The sequence below is a fragment of the Tunturiibacter empetritectus genome, assembly GCF_013410875.1.
GTDB lineage: Bacteria > Acidobacteriota > Terriglobia > Terriglobales > Acidobacteriaceae > Edaphobacter > Edaphobacter empetritectus.
Genome location: NZ_JACCCU010000002.1, coordinates 186,014 through 205,333 on the forward strand (window position 1 = coordinate 186,014; position 19,320 = coordinate 205,333).

The 19,320-nt window shown below is 59.1% G+C and carries 19 protein-coding genes; 8 read left to right on the top strand and 11 right to left on the bottom strand.

What is annotated here, in order from left to right; genetic code table 11:
- Window positions 1-50 precede the first annotated feature (50 nt).
- Window positions 51-953 (bottom strand): Fpg/Nei family DNA glycosylase, encoded by a 903-nt coding sequence (locus HDF08_RS12910; protein WP_179639097.1) that lies wholly within the window; start codon window positions 951-953, stop codon window positions 51-53.
- The gene (locus HDF08_RS12915; RefSeq protein ID WP_257031113.1) at window positions 946-1,563 is read right to left on the bottom strand and encodes a hypothetical protein; all 618 of its coding nucleotides are present in this window, start codon (window positions 1,561-1,563) and stop codon (window positions 946-948) included. Before HDF08_RS12915 ends, HDF08_RS12910 begins: the two co-directional genes overlap by 8 nt.
- A gap of 100 nt (window positions 1,564-1,663) precedes the next feature.
- Between HDF08_RS12915 and HDF08_RS12920 the strand changes: the two genes are divergently transcribed.
- Window positions 1,664-2,773, top strand: a complete 1,110-nt coding sequence (locus HDF08_RS12920) for an acyltransferase family protein (protein WP_179639098.1) — start codon at window positions 1,664-1,666, stop codon at window positions 2,771-2,773.
- Window positions 2,774-2,776: 3 nt separating this feature from the next.
- Here the strand turns inward: HDF08_RS12920 and HDF08_RS12925 are convergent, their stop codons facing one another.
- Window positions 2,777-2,947, bottom strand: coding sequence for a hypothetical protein (locus HDF08_RS12925; protein WP_179639099.1), 171 nt, complete (start codon window positions 2,945-2,947; stop codon window positions 2,777-2,779).
- Window positions 2,948-3,167: 220 nt separating this feature from the next.
- Window positions 3,168-5,084 (bottom strand): molecular chaperone DnaK, encoded by a 1,917-nt coding sequence (gene dnaK / locus HDF08_RS12930; RefSeq protein ID WP_179639100.1) that lies wholly within the window; start codon window positions 5,082-5,084, stop codon window positions 3,168-3,170.
- Between the two features lie 359 nt (window positions 5,085-5,443).
- On the opposite strand from dnaK, the gene HDF08_RS12935 reads away from it, so the two are divergent.
- The 4 genes from HDF08_RS12935 to HDF08_RS12950 all read left to right on the top strand — a co-directional run bounded on the left by HDF08_RS12935 (window position 5,444) and on the right by HDF08_RS12950 (window position 10,758).
- On the top strand, window positions 5,444-5,731 hold the full coding sequence (locus tag HDF08_RS12935; protein ID WP_179639101.1) for a hypothetical protein: 288 nt from the start codon (window positions 5,444-5,446) through the stop codon (window positions 5,729-5,731).
- Window positions 5,732-5,911: 180 nt separating this feature from the next.
- Window positions 5,912-7,513, top strand: a complete 1,602-nt coding sequence (locus tag HDF08_RS12940) for a DHA2 family efflux MFS transporter permease subunit (protein ID WP_179639102.1) — start codon at window positions 5,912-5,914, stop codon at window positions 7,511-7,513.
- A gap of 124 nt (window positions 7,514-7,637) precedes the next feature.
- Window positions 7,638-9,728 (top strand): 6-pyruvoyl-tetrahydropterin synthase-related protein, encoded by a 2,091-nt coding sequence (locus tag HDF08_RS12945; RefSeq protein ID WP_179639103.1) that lies wholly within the window; start codon window positions 7,638-7,640, stop codon window positions 9,726-9,728.
- Window positions 9,729-9,744: 16 nt separating this feature from the next.
- Window positions 9,745-10,758 (top strand): polyprenyl synthetase family protein, encoded by a 1,014-nt coding sequence (locus tag HDF08_RS12950; RefSeq protein WP_179639104.1) that lies wholly within the window; start codon window positions 9,745-9,747, stop codon window positions 10,756-10,758.
- A 191-nt stretch (window positions 10,759-10,949) separates the two neighbouring features.
- On the opposite strand, the gene HDF08_RS12955 is transcribed toward HDF08_RS12950, so the two are convergent.
- Window positions 10,950-11,354 carry a (R)-mandelonitrile lyase gene (locus tag HDF08_RS12955; protein WP_179639105.1) on the bottom strand — a complete coding sequence of 135 codons (405 nt, stop codon included), beginning with the start codon at window positions 11,352-11,354 and terminating at the stop codon, window positions 10,950-10,952.
- 51 nt (window positions 11,355-11,405) lie between these two features.
- Between HDF08_RS12955 and HDF08_RS12960 the strand changes: the two genes are divergently transcribed.
- The 3 genes from HDF08_RS12960 (at window position 11,406) to HDF08_RS12970 (ending at window position 13,493) form a co-directional block, all read left to right on the top strand.
- Complete coding sequence (locus HDF08_RS12960; protein ID WP_179639106.1) at window positions 11,406-11,801, top strand: metal-sulfur cluster assembly factor; 396 nt, start codon at window positions 11,406-11,408, stop codon at window positions 11,799-11,801.
- Between the two features lie 90 nt (window positions 11,802-11,891).
- Entirely contained in the window at window positions 11,892-12,668 is a 777-nt protein-coding gene (locus HDF08_RS12965) for a class I SAM-dependent methyltransferase (RefSeq protein ID WP_179639107.1), read from the top strand.
- A gap of 285 nt (window positions 12,669-12,953) precedes the next feature.
- Entirely contained in the window at window positions 12,954-13,493 is a 540-nt protein-coding gene (locus tag HDF08_RS12970) for a GNAT family N-acetyltransferase (RefSeq protein WP_179639108.1), read from the top strand.
- 61 nt (window positions 13,494-13,554) lie between these two features.
- Here HDF08_RS12970 and HDF08_RS12975 read toward each other — a convergent pair whose 3' ends face one another.
- The 6 genes from HDF08_RS12975 to HDF08_RS13000 all read right to left on the bottom strand — a co-directional run bounded on the left by HDF08_RS12975 (window position 13,555) and on the right by HDF08_RS13000 (window position 19,312).
- Window positions 13,555-14,478, bottom strand: coding sequence for a ferritin-like domain-containing protein (locus tag HDF08_RS12975; protein WP_179639109.1), 924 nt, complete (start codon window positions 14,476-14,478; stop codon window positions 13,555-13,557).
- Between the two features lie 362 nt (window positions 14,479-14,840).
- A complete protein-coding gene (locus HDF08_RS12980; RefSeq protein WP_179639110.1) occupies window positions 14,841-15,293 on the bottom strand; it encodes a DUF4019 domain-containing protein in 453 nt (150 codons plus the stop codon).
- A gap of 121 nt (window positions 15,294-15,414) precedes the next feature.
- Complete coding sequence (gene tsaE / locus HDF08_RS12985) at window positions 15,415-15,891, bottom strand: tRNA (adenosine(37)-N6)-threonylcarbamoyltransferase complex ATPase subunit type 1 TsaE (RefSeq protein WP_257031114.1); 477 nt, start codon at window positions 15,889-15,891, stop codon at window positions 15,415-15,417.
- Between the two features lie 32 nt (window positions 15,892-15,923).
- Window positions 15,924-16,727 (bottom strand): hypothetical protein, encoded by an 804-nt coding sequence (locus HDF08_RS12990; RefSeq protein ID WP_179639111.1) that lies wholly within the window; start codon window positions 16,725-16,727, stop codon window positions 15,924-15,926.
- A gap of 158 nt (window positions 16,728-16,885) precedes the next feature.
- On the bottom strand, window positions 16,886-18,583 hold the full coding sequence (locus tag HDF08_RS12995) for an alkaline phosphatase family protein (RefSeq protein ID WP_179639112.1): 1,698 nt from the start codon (window positions 18,581-18,583) through the stop codon (window positions 16,886-16,888).
- A gap of 240 nt (window positions 18,584-18,823) precedes the next feature.
- A complete protein-coding gene (locus HDF08_RS13000; protein WP_179639113.1) occupies window positions 18,824-19,312 on the bottom strand; it encodes a 2'-5' RNA ligase family protein in 489 nt (162 codons plus the stop codon).
- Window positions 19,313-19,320: the final 8 nt, after the last annotated feature.

A 19,320-nucleotide genomic window follows, 5' to 3' on the forward strand; every position in this document is an offset into this window, starting at 1 on the left:
AATCTTTCTTCCATTCTCTTACCAATGCGCCTCACGCGCATCTCTAAACCTCACTGAGCCTGCGAATCCGGCCCCGCCTGGCATACCGGACACCAGAACAAGTTCCGCCCGGCCATTACCTTCGTCAAAATCTTCGTCCCGCTGATCCAGCAGGGCCGTCCCTGCCGCCGATACACATAATGCGCCTCTTCCTTCAGCACTGGCCCACTCTTATGCGGCCGATCCTTCGGCTTGGTCGTCACAATCCTCCGGTCAATCATCCCCGCCTTCATCAACACGCCCGCCTCCTTCCATATCGACCGCAGCGTGCTCTCCTCTACCTCCTTCCCCGGCGTAAACGGACTCAGCCTCGCCCGAAACAACAACTCCGCGCGATAGATATTCCCAATTCCAGCCGCCACCGACTGGTCCATCAACAACTCCCCAATCGTCTTCTTACTCTTCGCAACCCTCGCAATCATCTTCTCCGGCCCATCCCCATTCAGCGGATCCGGCCCCAGCCGCTCCAGCAGAGCATCCCACTTCTCCTGCGAGTAGATCGAGCAGTCCATCGGACCTCGCAGCTCCACCCAGGCCACCTTTGCAGCCTCAATATGGCCAGTCCCGTCGTCATCCGAGTACCACGCATGCCGCTTACTCACTCCCGGTACCGCAGGCTTCTTCACCGCCGCCTCATTCCACATCCGCAACCGCAGCGCACCACGCACATCCGGCAGCGGCCCCGATCCCTCCGTAAAGTCCCCCTGCAGCCCAAGGTGCACATGCAGAATCAAGTCCTTCCCAAAGTCATACCCCAGGTGCTTCCCCACAGCCAGCACGCGCCGCAGCTTCTTCCCATCGATCATCCCCGCATCGACAAACCGCCCCTGCGGCCCATCCACCCGAACCATCTTCCCTGCAAACGCAGCCGCGTGTCTCTCGGCCCAACGATGAATCTCATTTCCCTCAGGCATCGTCTCTCAACCTCGTCGCAGTCACCTGCGTCTGATATCGCCGCCGAATACGCCGCGGCCGCCCACTCGAATTCAACTCATACTGATAGTGCTCAACAATCCGCTCCGGAGTCCACAGCGCCCAGTGCTCTCCCTTCTGCGTCTGCATCCGGTCCATCTGGATCTCATCCATCTGCCGCATCATCCGCTGCAAATCTCGATAGTGTTCCGTGTAAGCACTCTCTTCACTCTCAATCAACAGCTGCATGTCCACATAAACCGGCTGAGCCCATTCGTAGAACGTGTGCCAGACATCGTAAACATCCAGGTGGCCCTTCTTCACCAGCAGCGAAAGATGCTCATAAAAATCCAGCACCTCGAACGCGCTCACCGGAGGCTCCTCCACCGTCCACGGCTTCAATCCCTTCTCGTCCAGCCGAGACTCCGCAAGCCTCCGCCTCACCGCCACAAACCTCTCTGACAGAAAAAAACTCAGCTGCTTCTCAAGATTCTCCACCGCCCGGTAATCCCGCTCATGCCGCAGCTGCAACCCGGCGTAAGAGATGGCTCCAGCACTCGTAATCACAAGCGCAGCCGTTGCCACCGCCTGAACTGCCTCCCAATTCACCATCAGATGCCCTCCAGGCAATCACCTTTGTATCCGCCTAAACACATGCTATTCTGCCGAAGATTTGCATTTCCTTGCCCTACCCGGGCTCCGAGAACATTTTTTGGCTGCTTCAAGCGTTGGTTTTTATCGCCCCGAGCTCGACGTCCTACGCTTCCTCGCCTTTCTTCTCGTCTTCCTCTTTCACGGCCTCGACGTCCCTGACGGCCTCTTAAGCTCCCTTCGCATCTCCGGTGCACTCGGCGTCTGCCTCTTCTTTCTCCTTAGCTCCTACCTCATCACCGAACTCCTGGAGCGCGAAAAAAAACAGTCCGGCGCCATTCACCTCAAAGCCTTCTACATCCGTCGCGGCCTGCGCATCTGGCCTCTCTACCTCACGGTCCTCATAGCCGACTATCTCTTTCCGCACCGTCTGCATCCCGGAGTCTTCTCGACCTCGCGCCTCGTGGCGTTTCTTCTCATCGCCGGAAACTGGTATGTTGCCCATCACGGCTTCACTTTCACCATGTCCACGCCTCTCTGGAGCATTCCAGTCGAAGAGCAGTTCTACATCCTCTGGCCCTCAGTCCGTAAATACCTCCACCGCTCCGGCTCCATCATCTTCTCCATCGCGATGTTCTTCATCGCCTACATCGCCCTCGCCTGGCTCTGCCACATCGGCGCAGATGTCACTACTTCCATCTGGGTCAACAGCTTTGTTCAGTTCCAGTTCTTCAGCACCGGAGCCATACTTGCCCTGGCCCTGCGTGGCCGCGCTCCAAACCTCCATCCCTTCCTACGAATCGTTCTCTTCCTCGCCGGGTTGTCGACTCTCGTACTTGCCCAACATATCTTTCAGATCAAAGAGAGCCTTGCCGCTGGCGCCTTCCATCTCATCGCTCCCGGCTATCTCTGCGCCAACATCGGCTGCATTCTTCTCTTCTTTAGCTTCCTCGGGGAATCCCGCCTCGGCAAACTCAAACCACTTGTCTACCTCGGAAAGATCTCCTTCGGACTCTACGTCTTTCACTGGATGATGATCGAAGTCGCCGGCCGCGCTCTCCGACCCAGATTCATCAACCCTCAAACAGCAAGGACGACGGCCAACGCAATGGAATTAGCGCTTGCCTTCGTCCTCACTGTCCTGATTGCTTCTCTTTCGTATCGATTCTTTGAAGCGCCCATCCTGCGTTTCAAAAAGCGTTTCGAGTTTGTTCGAACACGCTCCATCTAAGCATCAGTTCCAAACCTGCCGCGCCTCAATCGCCTCGATCGAAAACATCTGATCCGGCTCCATCTGCTGCATGCGCTGCATAAACTGAACTGCTTCTTCCTTGGTGTCGAACATCATCCGGTTGTACAGCCGGCCTGCTCGAACCTGGTCGCACTTCCACATCGTCTCGGTCATGGTCTTCCCTCCAAGCAATCGATTGAGTTCCAGGTTCTCCATCCAAAACATTCCAGCGTACTGATCTTCTCTCTTCTTTCTGGTCACCGCTACACACCTTTCTGGTGATAGACGCACTCTACACGCCAACCACCGCATCCCAAACCGGTAAAAAGAAGGGGCACCCCGGCAGGAACGCCCCCTTCTTTTCATACGATCAAACCAGCGTTACGGATTACACTTATTTCTTTTCATCGACGTCGACGTACTCAGCATCAATGACGCCTTCATCCTTCTTCGGTTCTTCATGAGCTTCGGTCGCGCCTGTCGCACCATCGGTCGGCGTTGAAGCCGCAGAGGCCTTGTACATCGCCTCAGCCAGCTTGTGGCTTACTGTAGTAAGACGATCCTTCGCAGCATTCAGCTCTGTCGCACTCGGCGTTCCCGCCAGAGTCGTCTTCGCCTCAGCCAGCGCAGTTTCAACCTCACTCTTATCTGATGCCTGAACCTTATCGCCGGCATCCTTCAACATCTTCTCGATGTTGTAGACCAGCGAATCAAGCCCATTCCGAGCCTCAACTGCATCGCGCTGCTCTTTATCTTCCGCGGCATGAGCTTCGGCATCCTTCGCCATCCGCTCAACCTCTTCCTTGCTCAGGCCCGACGAACTCGTAATCGTAATCTTCTGATCCTTGCCCGTCGCATTGTCCTTCGCCGTCACATTCAGAATGCCGTTGGCGTCGATGTCGAACGTAACCTCGATCTGCGGCACGCCACGCGGAGCCGGAGGAATTCCAGCCAGCTTGAACTTGCCCAGCGTCCGGTTCTGCGACGCCATCGGCCGTTCCCCCTGCAGCACATGCACCTCAACCTCAGTCTGCGAGTCAGCCGCTGTCGAGAACGTCTCCGTCTTCTTCGTCGGAATCGTCGTATTCCGGTTGATCATCGCCGTCGCCACGCCGCCCATCGTCTCAATCGACAACGTCAGCGGAGTCACATCGAGCAGCAACAGGTCCTTCACCTCGCCGGCCAGCACACCAGCCTGAACCGCCGCGCCAATTGCCACAACTTCATCCGGGTTCACACCCTTATGCGGCTCCTTGCCAAACAGGTCCTTCACCAGCTGCTGAATCTTAGGCATACGAGTTTGGCCACCGACGAGAACCACCTCATCGATCTGGCTCGCATCCACGCCGGCATCCTTCATCGCCTGCTTCGACGGCCCAATCGACCGCTGCAGCAGATCATCCACAAGGCTCTCAAGCTTCGCACGAGTCAGCTTCCGCACCAGGTGCTTCGGACCACTCGCATCCGCCGTAATAAACGGCAGATTGATCTCCGTCTCCTGCGCCGTCGACAACTCGATCTTCGCGCGCTCCGCAGCATCCTTCAGCCGCTGCAACGCCATCTCGTTGCCCTTCGAGTGCAGGTCAAGCCCAGTCTCCGACTTGAACTCCGCAATCAGCCAATCCACAATGCGCTGGTCAAGATTGTCGCCGCCTAGGTGCGTATCGCCGTTGGTCGACTTCACCTCAATCACGCCTTCGCCAACCTCAAGGATCGAGATATCGAACGTACCGCCGCCGAAGTCATACACGGCAATCGTCTCGTCCTTCTTCTTATCCAGCCCATACGCCAGCGCAGCCGCAGTCGGCTCATTCACAATGCGCTTCACATCAAGGCCGGCAATCTTGCCCGCATCCTTCGTCGCCTGCCGCTGCGCATCGTTGAAGTAAGCCGGAACCGTAATCACAGCCTCCGTCACCGACGTGCCGAGATAGTCCTCCGCAGCCTTCTTCAACTTCTGCAGAATCATCGCCGAGATCTCAGGCGGGGTGTACTCCTTACCCTGCGCCACCACAACGATGTTGTCGCCCTTCGCCACCACCTTGTACGGCACCATCTTCAGCTCATCGCCAACTTCATTCAGGCGACGGCCCATAAACCTCTTGATCGAATAGATCGTGTTCTCCGGGTTCGTAATCGCCTGGCGCTTGGCCACCTGGCCCACAAGCCGCTCCCCGCTCTTAGTAAACGCAACCACAGACGGAGTTGTCCGGCCGCCCTCTTCGTTCGGGATCACCTTCGGCTCGCCGCCTTCCATAACCGCAACGCACGAGTTCGTCGTTCCCAGATCAATTCCAATAATCTTCGCCATCCCACATCCCCATTCCGGGCGCACAGCCCATCTATATTGTTTGACATCCCAAGGATCTCACCTTGAGTCACTTATTGTCAAGTATTCTGATGCACCGGGTCACCTCCTGATTGCGACACCCTTACCTTTTTCCTTAGATAGAGTTAGCTCTCCCCCTTCTACGATATAAAGGCGCCTGGCCAGGCAAAATAAATCCGCCACACCCCTCTTCAGCCCCTCCCTACCGCCGATAAATCAAACACGCGGTTTGCCAAAAATCTCACGCCGCCTCAAACCTCCGGTACACCGAAGGTGTCATTGTCGCCCTTGATGCCCCCGGATACGCTTCCCTCAATTCTGTATCACTTGGAGCGTTGCTCATGCCTACCCCTTCTGCCCGCCGTACCGCACGTCGTCTCCTGAAAGTCGCCTCCCTGGGCCTGGCTGGCCTCCTCGCCGGACTCCTCTCCGGTTGCAACGCCACCGAAGACATCAACTCCACCAATATCTCTTCCACCAGCTACAGCTGGTCCACCCACCTTCCCAAGAGCCTCGACTCCGTTCAGGTCCCCCCGCTCCGCCACGCGCCCTCTACCCGCAGGCTCCAGGGCGGATCTTTCCGTACAGTCTCCCAGTCGATGGGCCCGAGCGGCCGCAACCCCTCCTAAGACCCATCGACACCGACCCGGCAGCACGATCGCCGGAAACCACAACCAACCAAGCGCGGCAGGCTCCATCCAACGGGCCTGCCGCCTTTTTGCGTCGCTAACCGCACCAGCCTGGCCTCAAATGCATCCATTAGCTTCTTTCTCGCCTCTATCTAGGAGACAATCACTCCACCAGAGAGAATGCATCGGAAGACCATGGCCTCGGCTGCGACCGCACCACCCGATCAATCCGCCTCCGTCACGCAGGGCGTCAACCCCTGGCTGATCGCCGCCTCCGTCATGCTCGCCACCTTCATGGAGGTGCTCGACACCGCCATCGCCTCGGTCGCACTTCCCTACATCGCCGGCTCCCTCTCTGCCTCGAACGACGAAGCCACCTGGGTCCTCACCAGCTACCTCGTCGCCAACGCCATCGTCCTCCCCGCAAGCAATTGGTTTTCGCTCAAATTCGGCCGCAAACGATTTCTTCTCACCTGCATCGTCATCTTCACCGTAGCCAGCTTCGCCTGCGGAGCCGCCCCTACCCTCGGCATCATGCTGCTTGCCCGCGTCGTCCAGGGAGCAGGCGGCGGCGCGCTCCAACCACTCTCCCAGGCCATCCTCCTCGAATCCTTCCCGCCTGCCAAGCGCGGAGCCGCCATGGCCGTCTTCGCCTTCGGTGTCGTCGTCGCTCCCGTCCTCGGCCCCACCCTCGGCGGCTGGCTCACCGACACCTACTCCTGGCGCTACGCCTTCTACATCAACATCCCCATCGGCATCCTCGCCATTCTCATGATCACCCGCTTCATTAAAGACCCGCCCTACATCAGCAAAGCCCGGGTTCCCGCCTTTGACCGCTACGGCTTCGCTGCCCTGGTCGTCTGGACCGGCTGCCTCCAGGTCGTGCTCGACAAGGGCCAGGAAGACGACTGGTTCGGCGCCATCTGGATCCGCTGGGCCGTCCTCTTCCTCGTCACCTCCTTTGTCTACTTCTGCTGGCACTGCTGGCGCGACAAAGACACCATCGTCGACCTCAAGGTCCTCAAAGACCGAAACTTCCTCCTTGGCTGCATCCTCATCTTCATGTTCGGCATCGGCATCTACTCCACCGTCACCGTCCTGCCGCTCTTCTATCAGGAGCTTCTCGGCTATACCGCCTTCACCGCCGGCCTGGTCGTCGCTCCCCGAGGCATCGGAGCCGTCATGGGCATGCCCGTCATCGGCTATCTCTCCAATAAAATGGACCCCCGATACCTTCTCACCTTCGGTTTCTTCACCTTCGGCCTCACCACCCTCTACTTCGGCAACGTCACGCTCGACATCTCCCCCACCACACTCCTCCTCCCCATCCTCATCACCGGCTTCGGTCTCAGCTTCATCTTCGTCCCTATCAGCACGGCCGCCTATGGCACTCTTCAGCAGGAGCAGATCGGCAACGCCAGCGGCCTCTTCAATCTCATGCGCAACGTCGGCGGATCCATCGGCATCTCCATCGCCTCCACCCTGCTCACCCGCCGCTCCGCCGTCCACCAGAACGAGATCATCAACTCCGTCCCCCGCACCGGCCAGCAATTCCAGAACGCCCTCGGCAGCATGACGCAAGCTCTAACCGGCTCCTTTGGCACATCCAATGCCGCAAACCCTGCCCAGGCCCAGCTCTATCAGCAGCTCCAGCGCCAAGCCTCCGCATGGGCCTTTGTCGACGTCTTTCGTTGGCTCTCTTTGCTCTGCTTTTTCTGTGTAGGCATCGTCTGGTTCTTCAAAAAAGTAAAACCAGGCAAAGCCCCCGAAGGTGCCCACTAACCACCTCTCCCTCCGACCAACGGGAGGACCAACCGAAGGGGTACACAAGTCACGAAGTGACCGCCCCACGCGAAGTGGGCCCGTCCGGCAGGACAAGCAATTAACAGTCCGGCAGGACAAGTAGTTGAGAGCCATCGCAACCCCACTGCGATACCCTCAACACATGCAGCGCGACCGGCTCCCCTACCTCCTGATCCCACTAGCCGCCTGCATCGCCATCCTCCCTCTTCTCCTCAATGGCTGCTCCTGCGGCCACGACTTCGACTTCCATCTCCTCAACTGGATGGAAGCCGCCCGCCAGTTCACCCACGGCAACCTCCACCCTCACTGGGCCTACACTGCGGCTTATAACGCCGGCGAACCCCGCTTCGTCTTCTACCCGCCTCTCTCCTGGACCCTCGGCGCAATCCTCACCCTCCTCTTCCCCATCACTGCAACGCCAATCCTCTACACCTGGCTAGCCCTCACCCTTAGCGGCCTCGCCCTCCACCGTCTAGCGCGCGAATTCACCTCACCCACCGCCGCACTCGTCGCAGCAGTCCTCTACACGGTGAACCCCTACATGCTCTTCACCGCCTACGAGCGCACCGCCTACGCCGAACTTCTCGCCACCGCCTTCATCCCACTCCTCCTCCACGCCATCCTGCGTCAGCGAGTCACCATCCCTCGAATCGCCATCCCCATAACGCTCCTCTGGCTCACCAACGCCCCCGCCGCCGTCATGAGCTGCTACACCCTAGCCCTCCTCACCCTAGTCCGAGTAGCCACAGATCTGGGTACAGATCCGGATACAGGTCCGGGTCCAGATGCGGATACAGATCCGGGTGCCCCATCCTATGCAGTCTCATCGCATAGGATGGGGTATTCGCGCCACGCGCGAACCGCAGTCACAGAAACATCCGGCAGCATCCACAAACCGGGTGCCCCATATCTCGACTCTGAGATGTGGGCATCGCGCGCAAGCGCGATCGCTCTCGCCACCACCAGTAACGCCCGATCTCAAACACCGCTCAGCCTAACCCTCAACACCATCGCCGGCACCGCCCTCGGCCTCGCCCTCGCCGCCTTCTATCTCCTCCCCGCCGCTTACGAACGCCGCTACGTCCAAATCGCGATGGCCATCATCCCCAACATGCGCATCCAGGACAACTTCCTCTTCCACCACACCGGCGACACCCTCCACGATCAAGTCCTCCACACCGCATCTCTCCTGGCCCTCATCCTGCTTGCCACAACCCTCACAGCCCTCATCATCTCCATCACCAAACTTCGTTCACCCAGCAAACCACAATCCCAGACACCCAATCCAGCACCGCAGAAACCATCCAACCCGGAACGACAAATACCTGCCGGCACAAACCACCAGCCGTCATCTCTACCAAAGCACGATATCGTCATCTCGACCGAAGCGACGGACAGCATCATCGTCCGTCGCGAAGTGGAGAGCCCCCCGCATCTCGTCCACATCGGCAACGCACTCCTCGCATCCCTAGCCATCCTCACCATAACCATCGCCCTCCTTCTCACCCCACTCACCTCCATCCTCTGGAACCACACCCCCGAACTAGCCTTCCTCCAATTCCCCTGGCGTCTCCTCGCGATCCTCGCCGCCATCATGAGCCTCGCCGTCGCCCTCGCCATCCGTCGCACAAACCTCAACCCCACAATCAGCACAGCAATCACCATCGCCCTCGCCGCAGCTCTCACCTCCCCGGCCTACGCCCTCTTCCACCAATCCTGCGACGAAGAGGACACCCCCACCGCCCGCGAAGCTCTCTTCCACTCCAACCGCGGCACCGACCCCACCGACGAGTACACCCCCACCACCGCCGACAACGACTCCCTCGCCCAAACCGACCCACCCTATTGGCTCTCGGAAGACCCCAACGCCAAAGCCCCCACCGAAACCCAACCCGCCCCTGCACCCACGCACCTTACCCTCAACCCGCCAACCCCCGAAGACCTCATCCTCAACCTTCGCGACTACCCCGCCTGGCACATCACCGACAACGGGTCTCTCCTCGCCACGCGCGACCAGCGCGACGACGGCCTCATCGCCATCCACCTCCCCGCAGGCCCAGCCCGCATCGCAATCACCTACGCCCGCACCCCAGACCAAACCCTCGGCGACGCCATCTCCCTCGTCTCCCTCGCCGTTCTTCTCTTCATCCTCCGTCGAAATCCCTCACCATCAAGCCCACATCCTTCAAGCTGATTTATCATCGAACCCGATGCAACCCACAGTAAAAGACCTGCTTCTCTCCGGCGCCCAGCTCACTGATGCCGCCCTCGAACGCCTCCTGCCCGCAACCGACACCCTCCCGCACTCCATCCACCGGGCCATGCGGCACAGCACCTTCGCCGGCGGCAAGCGTCTCCGTCCCATCCTCTGTATGGAAGCAGCCCGCCTCGCCGCCTGCACTGATGCCTATCCCGAGGGAATCGCCGACCTCGGCGCCGCATTGGAGATGATCCACACCTACTCCCTCATCCACGACGACCTTCCCGCCCTCGACAACGACGACCTCCGCCGCGGCCAGCCCACTTGTCACGTCGTCTTCGGCGAAGCCACCGCCATCCTCGCCGGCGACGCCCTTCAGACCCTCGCCTTCCAAACCATCGCTGCCCTTCCCATCCCATCCCCGGCCACAATCGCCATCCTTCGCGAGATCACCCTCGCCATCGGCACCGGCGTTGGCCGCGTTGGCGACCTCGATACCAAGCTCCCTCCCGGCATGATCGGCGGTCAAGTCATGGACATCGAAGCCGAAGGCACCCAACCCACAGCCGCCCTCGTTGAAGCGATCCACCGCTCCAAGACTGGCGCCCTCATCACCACCAGCATTGTTGCCGGCGGTCTCTATGGCCTCAGCCTGCGTCATCGCTCCACCAGCAGCTACCCCCGTGACGAACACTTCATCGGACCCAGGCCAGGCCGCGTAGCCTACGCTCCCTATGCCGACACCACCGCCCGCCTCCGCACCTTCGGCGAAAAGGCAGGCCTCGCCTTCCAAATCGTCGACGATGTCCTCGACATGACCCAAAGCTCGGAGGAGCTCGGCAAGACCGCAGGCAAAGACACCGCCAGCACCAAAGCCACCTGGCCCGCCGTCTTCGGCATCGATCAATCCCTCCACGACGCGAAAGAACTCATCGCCGACGCCTTCACCGCGTTAGCCCCCTTCGGCTCCGCCGCCGACCCACTCAAATCCCTAGCCCAATATCTAGTCGAGCGAAAAAACTAGAGAACCAGCTTTGTTAAGGGCACGGCTTCAGCCGTGCCGTAAATAGAGAGGAATGCACGCGGCTTTAGCCGCTGAGGTACGTTTCTTTCAAGCGCCAACATCTCCTAAGAAACCCTCAGCATCATCCTTCTAAACGTACATAACACCGTTCAAACCCACCAGCCGCACCCATTCCACTTGCGCAGCACCCATCACCCCGCCGCACCATACTCCTCATCCGTCACCTTCGCCCCCCACGCCACCGTACTCCCCGAATCATCCGCCTGCTGCATCGCCAGGTGCACCATCGTCCGCCCAGCCTGCGCCCCATGCCAATGATTCTCCCCCGCCCCGATCACCACCACATCGCCCGGATGAATCGCCTGCGCCGCCTGCCCCTCCAACTGCACCCAACCCAATCCGGAGATCACCTCCAGCACCTGCACCACCGGATGCCTATGCCACGCCGTCCGCGCCCCCGGAGAGAACGTCACCCGAGCCGCCTGCAACCGCGAAGGCGCAGCCGCCTCCACGATCCCATCGATCCAAACATCGCCGGTAAACCAATCCCCCGGCCCCTTCCTGCAACCTCTGTCACCACTCTTCACAATCTTCATCCCGCCACTCTAGCACTTCGCCACTCCGCAGGAACGCTATCATCGAAGCTGATGCTCACCCAGTCCGACATCCTCCAAGCCCTTCGCGACTGCTACGACCCCGTCCTTCCCTGCAACATCGTCGACCTCGGTCTCATCCACTCCATCACCATCACACCCGACACCGAAGCCCCCGGAGTAAACATCCCAGGCGTCCCACAAAAGCACATCATAGAAATCTCCGTCACTCCCACCCAAACCGAAGAAGCCGCCAACGCCCAACTCAGCGCACAGATCTCAAACCGCCTCGCTGGCCTCGAAGCCGTCAGCCGCACCACCATCACCCTCCTCGACACGCCCATCTGGTCCCCCCTCAACATCACACCCGCCGGCCGCAAGACCCTCGGCCTCGACGGCAACCCGCACCTGGTCCAGATCCGCCAGAGCAAATCTCCTGAAGGTGTATAGGGAGTCTCGACCGTCATGGCCGTTTTTTCTCAAGAAAAACGGCGCTTCTCGGAATTATCCGCTCCACAGATCAGGAGATTTGCTCTAACCATGCCGCCACGCAAATCAAAGTCCCCGCTGGTCATGCCCACGCCTCCGCCGCCGCAACATCCCTTCGACCAGATCCACGGCGTCGAAACCAGCGGCCTCATCGCAGCCGGCAACCTCACCACCGGCCACCCCAATGACGCCCACGTCACCGCCTACTACGGCGTCGCTCCCAGCATCCTCCGCACCCTCGTCCAACTCTGGCGCGACACCAATCCTCCCCACCCCACCCACCACTACACCTTCGTCGACATCGGTGCCGGCAAAGGCCGCGCCATGCTCGTCGCCAGCGAACTCCCCTTCCACCAGGTCATCGGCATCGAACTCAATCCCACCCTGGCCGACACCGCACAAACAAACGTAGATCACTGGCGCACCTCCCACTCCGCCGACTCCACAGCTTCCCCGCTCGCCCCCATCCGCCTCCTCGAGCAAGACGCCCTCACCTTCGACTTCCCCAGAACCCCAACCCTCGCCTTCCTCTTCCATCCCTTCGAAGCCCCCGTCCTCAAACTTCTCCTCCGCCGCATCGAAGCTCAATTCACCCCGCACCGAGGCACTCCCGCCCCAGCGTTCGACCTCCTCTACGTCAACTCCGAGTGCCGCGCCGTCCTCGATCGCCACCCCGCCTTCACCCGCCTCTTCCTCGGCCCCGTAGTCATGTCCCCCGAAGACCACGCCGCCGACCTCGCCGCCATCGCCCAGCAAAAAGAGTATGGCTCCACCGGTGACGAAGAATGCGCCATCTACCGCCTCACGGGCCGCTCCACCAAACTTTAGAGCAACGATACAAATGGTGTAGAGCCTTTCGTTGTCATTCCCGAAGGGAATCTGCGTTTGCAGTTGCTGTTCTGATTTGTCATTCCCGAAGGGAATCTGCGTTTGCAGTCCCCCACATCATCAGGCATTTGCCATAAATCCCCAAGCCCACGCCGCAAGTGGTACGCTGTTCGTGCCTATGATTGCCTGAATCATCCAGCGAGCTGCCAGCGACGCCTCGGCCACAACCGGGCATCGCCATCCCATGCCATCCAGCCCCGCAAGATCCTTCAGGAGAAACGCAAAATGCCATCCTCAGGCAAAGCCACACCCAATATCGCAACGCCCCGTCTCCAACTAGTCGCCATCACCCCCGAGTCCCTAACCTCCGAGCAGAACTCCGACGGCAAACTAGGCGACATCCTCCACTGCCGCGTCACCCCCGAGTGGCCCCACGCCGACTGGGAGCCCCACGTCCTCCAACTCCTTCAGCAGCGCTTCGCCGAAGACCCCACTGACATCGGCTGGCACCGCTACGTCATCCTCCGCCCAATCGACAATCAACCCGCCACCCTTATAGGCTCCGTCGGTGGCTTCCGCTGGCCCGATGACCATAAAGCCGCCGAGATCGGCTACGCCATCCTCCCCGAGTTCCGCCTCCGCGGCTACGCCCTCGAAGCCACCAAAGCCATGATCCACTGGATCGAAGCCACCGGCTTAGCGAAGCGAATCTTCGCCCACACCTTCCCCCACCTCACCGGCTCCATTCGCATCCTCGAGCACTGCGGCTTCACCCTTGAAGGCCCAGGCAAAGAAGAGAACACTATTCGCTATCGCAGAAACTAAACACCCGAAGAAGTAAAAAATAGGGCGCGACCACTAGGTCGCACCCTATCTCTGCATCAACTTACCAGCCTCTATCATGATCCTTCGGATAGACCGGAGGTGCTGGAGGTGCACCCGTAGCAGCCAGCGACACCGTACCCGCCTTGCTCAACGCAAGCTGCAGCGAGTAAGCCGTCAACCCAGGCCCGGGAGCAAGAAACGGAGTCAACGCAACCACCGCACTCTTCTTCCCGTTATAGACCGACGTCAATCCATCCGTCTGTTCGTAGTTCAGGTTGTTCGCAGGATTCGTATTCGAAACCACTCGTCCCAGCACGCGATGCTCCGCCTCAACCCCCATGATCGACGCGGCCACCTGGGCAAAGTACTCCAACTCCCGGCTCGTATAAGGTTTACCGCTCGCATCCCTCTGACGACCCTCATACCCCCTCGTGTCCACCGCCATCTGTGCAAACTCGATCGTCGCATTCAAATACGCCCCGATGAACGCATTCTCCAGCGCATCCAGAACACCCGTAAACGCCGCCAGCGTATCGAAGGTTCCCGTCGGCAGATAAAATGTCTGCACTGGATCCGTCGTCGAAGACGTCTTCCCAATCAACGAGCGCAGCAGGTTCGCATGAGCAATCTCTTCGCTCAAAGCCGCCTGAAAGTACTGCACATTTCCCGCATTGCCCGCAGACGTTACATCGTTCGCAGAGCCACCCGGTCCTGCAAGATTCGGATCCATAATCACTGGCCCGACCAGACCGTTGTAGTAGAACGTTGACGCAAGATCCTCCGCAATCAGAGCTGCGGTAAAGATCTCCTGCGCCGTATCACCGCTCAGATTGTCGCGATCGTCACGATCGAACTCAGCACGAACCGGAGTTCCCGGAAGAAACGCCGCCGCTGCCGCAGACAATCCGAAGAGTCCAGCGCGTGTGACAAAGGAACGACGTGGCAGCTGACCCGCTGCCGATTTAGCAACATTGACTTCATTCATAAGCTGGCCCTCCCCGGGCCATCAAACACACTGCTACCTGCTAGATTTCATTTTTAAATTGAACGTGAATTAAACGAGGCCCGGTCGAACCGGAATCGGGAGGGGTACGATGCCTGCGAACAAAAAGGCAAGACAGCAGATCCTTGCGGCTCCGACATCTTCAGAACGCGCCGGACCAGACAGCGGATTGCCCAGGTTTGTGAATTTTCATCGGCTCAAACATCCGAGCCTTTTATCGCAGCAAGGACGATCGCAGCAAGGACGATTACGCCCTTACGTCGTAGTCTCACCAGGAAATAACCAAGTACAGGACGGCCCTGGCACCCTGGAGTTGCGACAGAAGCGGAGTGATAACTGAAAGCCTACTTGATGTAGTACCCCGCCACCCGCCAGATCTTATCTTTCTCGCGGGTCATGATCATGGTCTCCTGCGCTGTAGGTTTATGCTCAAAGCTCGTCTCATACAGAATCACCACATACTCCCCAGGCGGAACTCCCGGCAGCAACGTTGTGTACGACGCACTCTGCAGCTTCCTGCTCTCCAGCTTTCCCATCGGCTCACGCACAGTCTTCATCGAAGATTCAAACTTCTCCATCGTGACCGCGTTCTTCACCACCTCCGAAGCCTCCGTCCAGCACTCCGCATACTTGCCCGCATCCAGCTTCGACATCCACTCTTCTGCCCCACGAGCAGCCAGCTGCACCGCATCCTGTTGCGCTTGCGGAGCATGTTCCTGCATCGCAAGACTCACTCTTCCGCGCGTCGCTCCCGCAATCACACACGCCACCAGGACAATCCTTAAAACTCTACGCATTCAGGCCTCCCGTTAGTTACAAATCATCACTAAATCCAAATCCGCAAAACGACTTCAATCAAACCAGTCGCATACGCCTCGTCCAGCCTCCAATCCGAAGCTCACACAGTAAACCACATCCCTACCCCTTCACCCGAACATAAAACATGCGTTCATCCCCACCCGCATGTTCAATCGCAATCTCCCCATCCGCCCGCGCCACCACACTCGGAAACTTCTCCCCCCACTCCACCAGCACCAGCGCATCCGGCTCCTCCGCCATCTCCTCCAGCCCCAGCGTCAACAACTCCCGCTCTGTCTCCAGCCGATAAAGATCCAGATGAAACAGTCGCACCTTCCTCCCCGCATACTCATGCACCAGCGTAAAAGTAGGGCTAGTCACATCCTGCGCCTCCGCCGCCCCCAGTGCCGCGGCGATCCCCTTCACCAGCGTCGTCTTCCCCGCCCCCAGATCCCCCCGCAGCACAAACATCTTCGGTGCCGGCAGCAACATCTCCGCCACCCGCTCCCCCATCGCCAGCGTCCCCGCCTCACTCCGCGTCTTGAACCGCTTCTTTTCCCGCAACTCCAGACTCACGCGCTCGCCCTCTTCCATCATCTTCTCACCAGGCGAACCCGCATCAGCCCAGACTAATTCGGCTTCTCCTCCCCCTTCCGCCGATCGACCACCTTGTATCCCTCAGGCACCACGAAGTACCTCGGATCCGGCTCCGACGTAGTCAACTCCGTCGCCGAGAAAAACTGCTTCCCACTCGTCGGATCGTCGACCTTCGAGATCAGGTTGATGCCGAGCTTAGCCGAGTACCAGAACTCCCGCGTGCTCACCATCGGCAGATCGTTTCCCAGCACCCCGGGATTCAGCGTCACCGTCTCCCGATACCCGATCGTGTCCACTCCGTTCGAATTGCTAAGCCCCAGATCGTCATGCTGACGAAAACCTTGCCCGTCCGGCAACGGCCCGGTAGTCCCCATCCCTGGCTTATAGACCATCTCCGGCACCAACCCATAGGGCCGCACCTCGCAGACCTTTTCGTCGACGCCGCAGTTCAACCACGTGTGCTCCTTCGGATCGGTGATCTGAATGACGTCCATGCGCGACTCGATCTTGCTCCCCTTCGGCACCAGCAGCCAGCGCTCCTGGTAGATCCGCCCGCGCCCATCCCGCACAATGCGTCTCTTGTTGACCAGCGTGAACGAGCCTCCATTTCCCAGGGGCCGCGACCACTCCGTCACCAGCATCATGCTGAACGGAGCACCCGTCAGCGGCGGGATAAAGATACTCTCCATCCTCCCACTCGTTCCGCCATCCTGTGAGTGAACCACCGGAGGCTCCGGCTTGTTCTCACTCTGAGCAAGAACAAAAGGAGCCACAGCCAGCACAATCAGCGCAACCAGCACAATCAAAGGGAGCAGTCTCAACGACAGAACGCGCATCCGAACCCTCCGCACCACGGCGAAAGTATAGCCCTGAAATCTCTCAAAGCGACCGGAAAATCAACACACGCAGCCCGGCATCGAGCAACGTATCTCGAAAAAAAACGGATGCCCGCTGGGAGCATCCGCCTTCAACTATTCCATCTGGTAGAAACCTGCTACTGCAACGGCACTGCCGGAAGAACGCTCGTTCCTTCGATGCGAACAGCATCCAGCGCCCTGGGATCGAGGCCCAGAGCCTTCAGGATCGTAGGCGCCACCTGCGCGGTGCCTACCTCTTCACGAACCGTACGCGCCCGGAAGGAGGAGTGCGACAACAGCAGCACAACATTCGTATCGTCATGCGCAAACCCGCCGTGTTCAGACAACTTTGCACTGCTACCGGAGTAGGTAACGCCCACATTCGGGGTCACGATGATATCCGGCGTGCGCGGATCTTCCGTCGGCTTGTTGAAGTTCAACGCGAGCGAAGGGCCATAGTAAATCTGACCAAGCGCAATGCCGGTGGCAGAAGCATTCTCTTCCAGAATCTTCACGCTGGCGTCCGTCTCAGACGAACTCTTCAGCCAGAGCAGCGAGACATCATCTTCCGTCGGTCCAATTCCAGTGGGGTTGTTCGTCGACTCCGAGTACGGAATATAGCCCGCATTCGAGAGTAGCGTAGCGGGCGAAGTTCCGTTGATCAGCTGAGAGACGTACCGGCTGGAGTCGATCGGCGACTGACCATGCTTGGCCGTAATCACGATCATCGTCGAGTCGTAAAGACCCTGTTCCTTCAGCTCCCTAACAAACTCGCCAATTGACGCATCGACAAATTTGATCTCCCCCAGAAGTGCCGCGGTCGGTGTCCCCGCTGCGTCCAGATATCCACCCTTCACTCCATTGCTCTTCTCAACCAGCTTCTGCCCTACGCTGACTGCCTGGAAGTTCATCCCAAAGATATTAGGAACGTGAGTCTTTTTGGTGCCAAGGTGATTCTTGCCTTCAATCTCGTTCAGGATCGCATTGACCTTCAAGGTGTCGTAGCACTGGATGTTATCGAAGCTGTTGGTCCAGGACGAAAGATCTGAACCGGAATCGCGGATCGTCTCGCAGGAGTCGCCCGTCGGCGTCTTTACGTTTGGCAACGCGACTACGTTCGAGTTGATTTCGGGTGAGTAGAAATCGTCGAGCGCAATCGGTCCAAGGCCCGAGGAAACCGACGCATAAGCCGGATGTTTATCTGACCACGCCGCATATCCCCCCGCTGCGTGGATGACGCTGAAGATGCTGTTGGCACGGACGAAATCCCACGGAAAAACTGGATTGCAGCCGTTGTTCGGATCGCGAACAAGTCTCCGCGAATCGATCGAGTTCAGTCCGCCATCGGTCAACGACGCACCCGGCGCCCCACCGTTCAACTTGGTCTGATCAATGTCGATTCCTTCTTCATACTCGGTTCTCGTACCGGTGGGCGTTGTATAAGGAGTGCAGGGGCCAGCCGCAACGCCGTTGCCGGTAGTCTTCGCCGGGGCATCCAGGTTCCGCGCGTAGGCGACATCGTAGTAGACCCCGGTCAGGGCAGGGCTGCCGCCAGTAACGATCGCCTCCAGGCCGGGAAAGGAATCGGACGGCTTCGAGGTGCTGGCCGAAACATAATTGACCCCGGTCTTGCCAAGCGCCGCAAGCGCGGGGCAATACGGTTCGCCGTAGTTGACCGTGCTGGTGCCGTTCGCGCAGTTCGCGAAGTCAACAGCATGCAAACCGTCAACACTGATAAGCAGGACCCGCTTAATAGGTGAGTCGTGGTCTTCCGCGATCGCCGAACCGGCCGAACACACAAATGCCGCTAGAGACAGAGCAACTAACTTTTTCATGAAACCCTCCGGCAACGAAAACTACAGAGTCGCCACCAGACTGTCATTGCGGAACGATGAAAATTCGATAAACCAGAAAAATCGTCTGAAAAGAATCCACTAATCGGGTGACGTTTTCATAGCGTCGAATTTGTCTGTTATCCGTTCGAAAAAAAGGATGCCGCCAGCCGCGTCCTGACACTAGAACCGTCTCCCACAACAGTGAACTAGAGGCGCATCGACTCAATCACTCCTCTCGTCTCAGAAAAGGAACGTCTCAAGCCACCGCCAGGGTCCCCCAAGATACTCCCAAAGATCAAGCCCGCAAGCCTCCACCCGCATCGGTTGAAAGCCCTGCCGCAGATCCTCCAGCAGAGAGCGCGCTGCCTCCGACGTCGCTTTGTTCTGCACCACAATGTGAGGCGCGAATCGCTGCCGATCTTGAGCCGAAAGCCATGCTGCAAAGACACCCGCCAACTCCCCATGCAAGCGCTGCAGCAGAGGCGATGCCAGCGTATACGCCACCCCATAACCCAGTGACCGGACTCCTGCCACTTCGACAGGAAACTTCACCTCAACCCTGGCCGCCTCAGCCAGAGCCGTCCGAACCTCAGGAACATCAGGCAGCCGATGGAACAAGGTCAGATGAGCAGGAATCAAATTGCGCGCCACCGGAAAGTGAAGCCGCCGCAGCCGCTCGAAATGCCTCTGAGAAGCCTCATCCAGCCGCAGCGTAACAAGGCAAATCATAGCGCGAA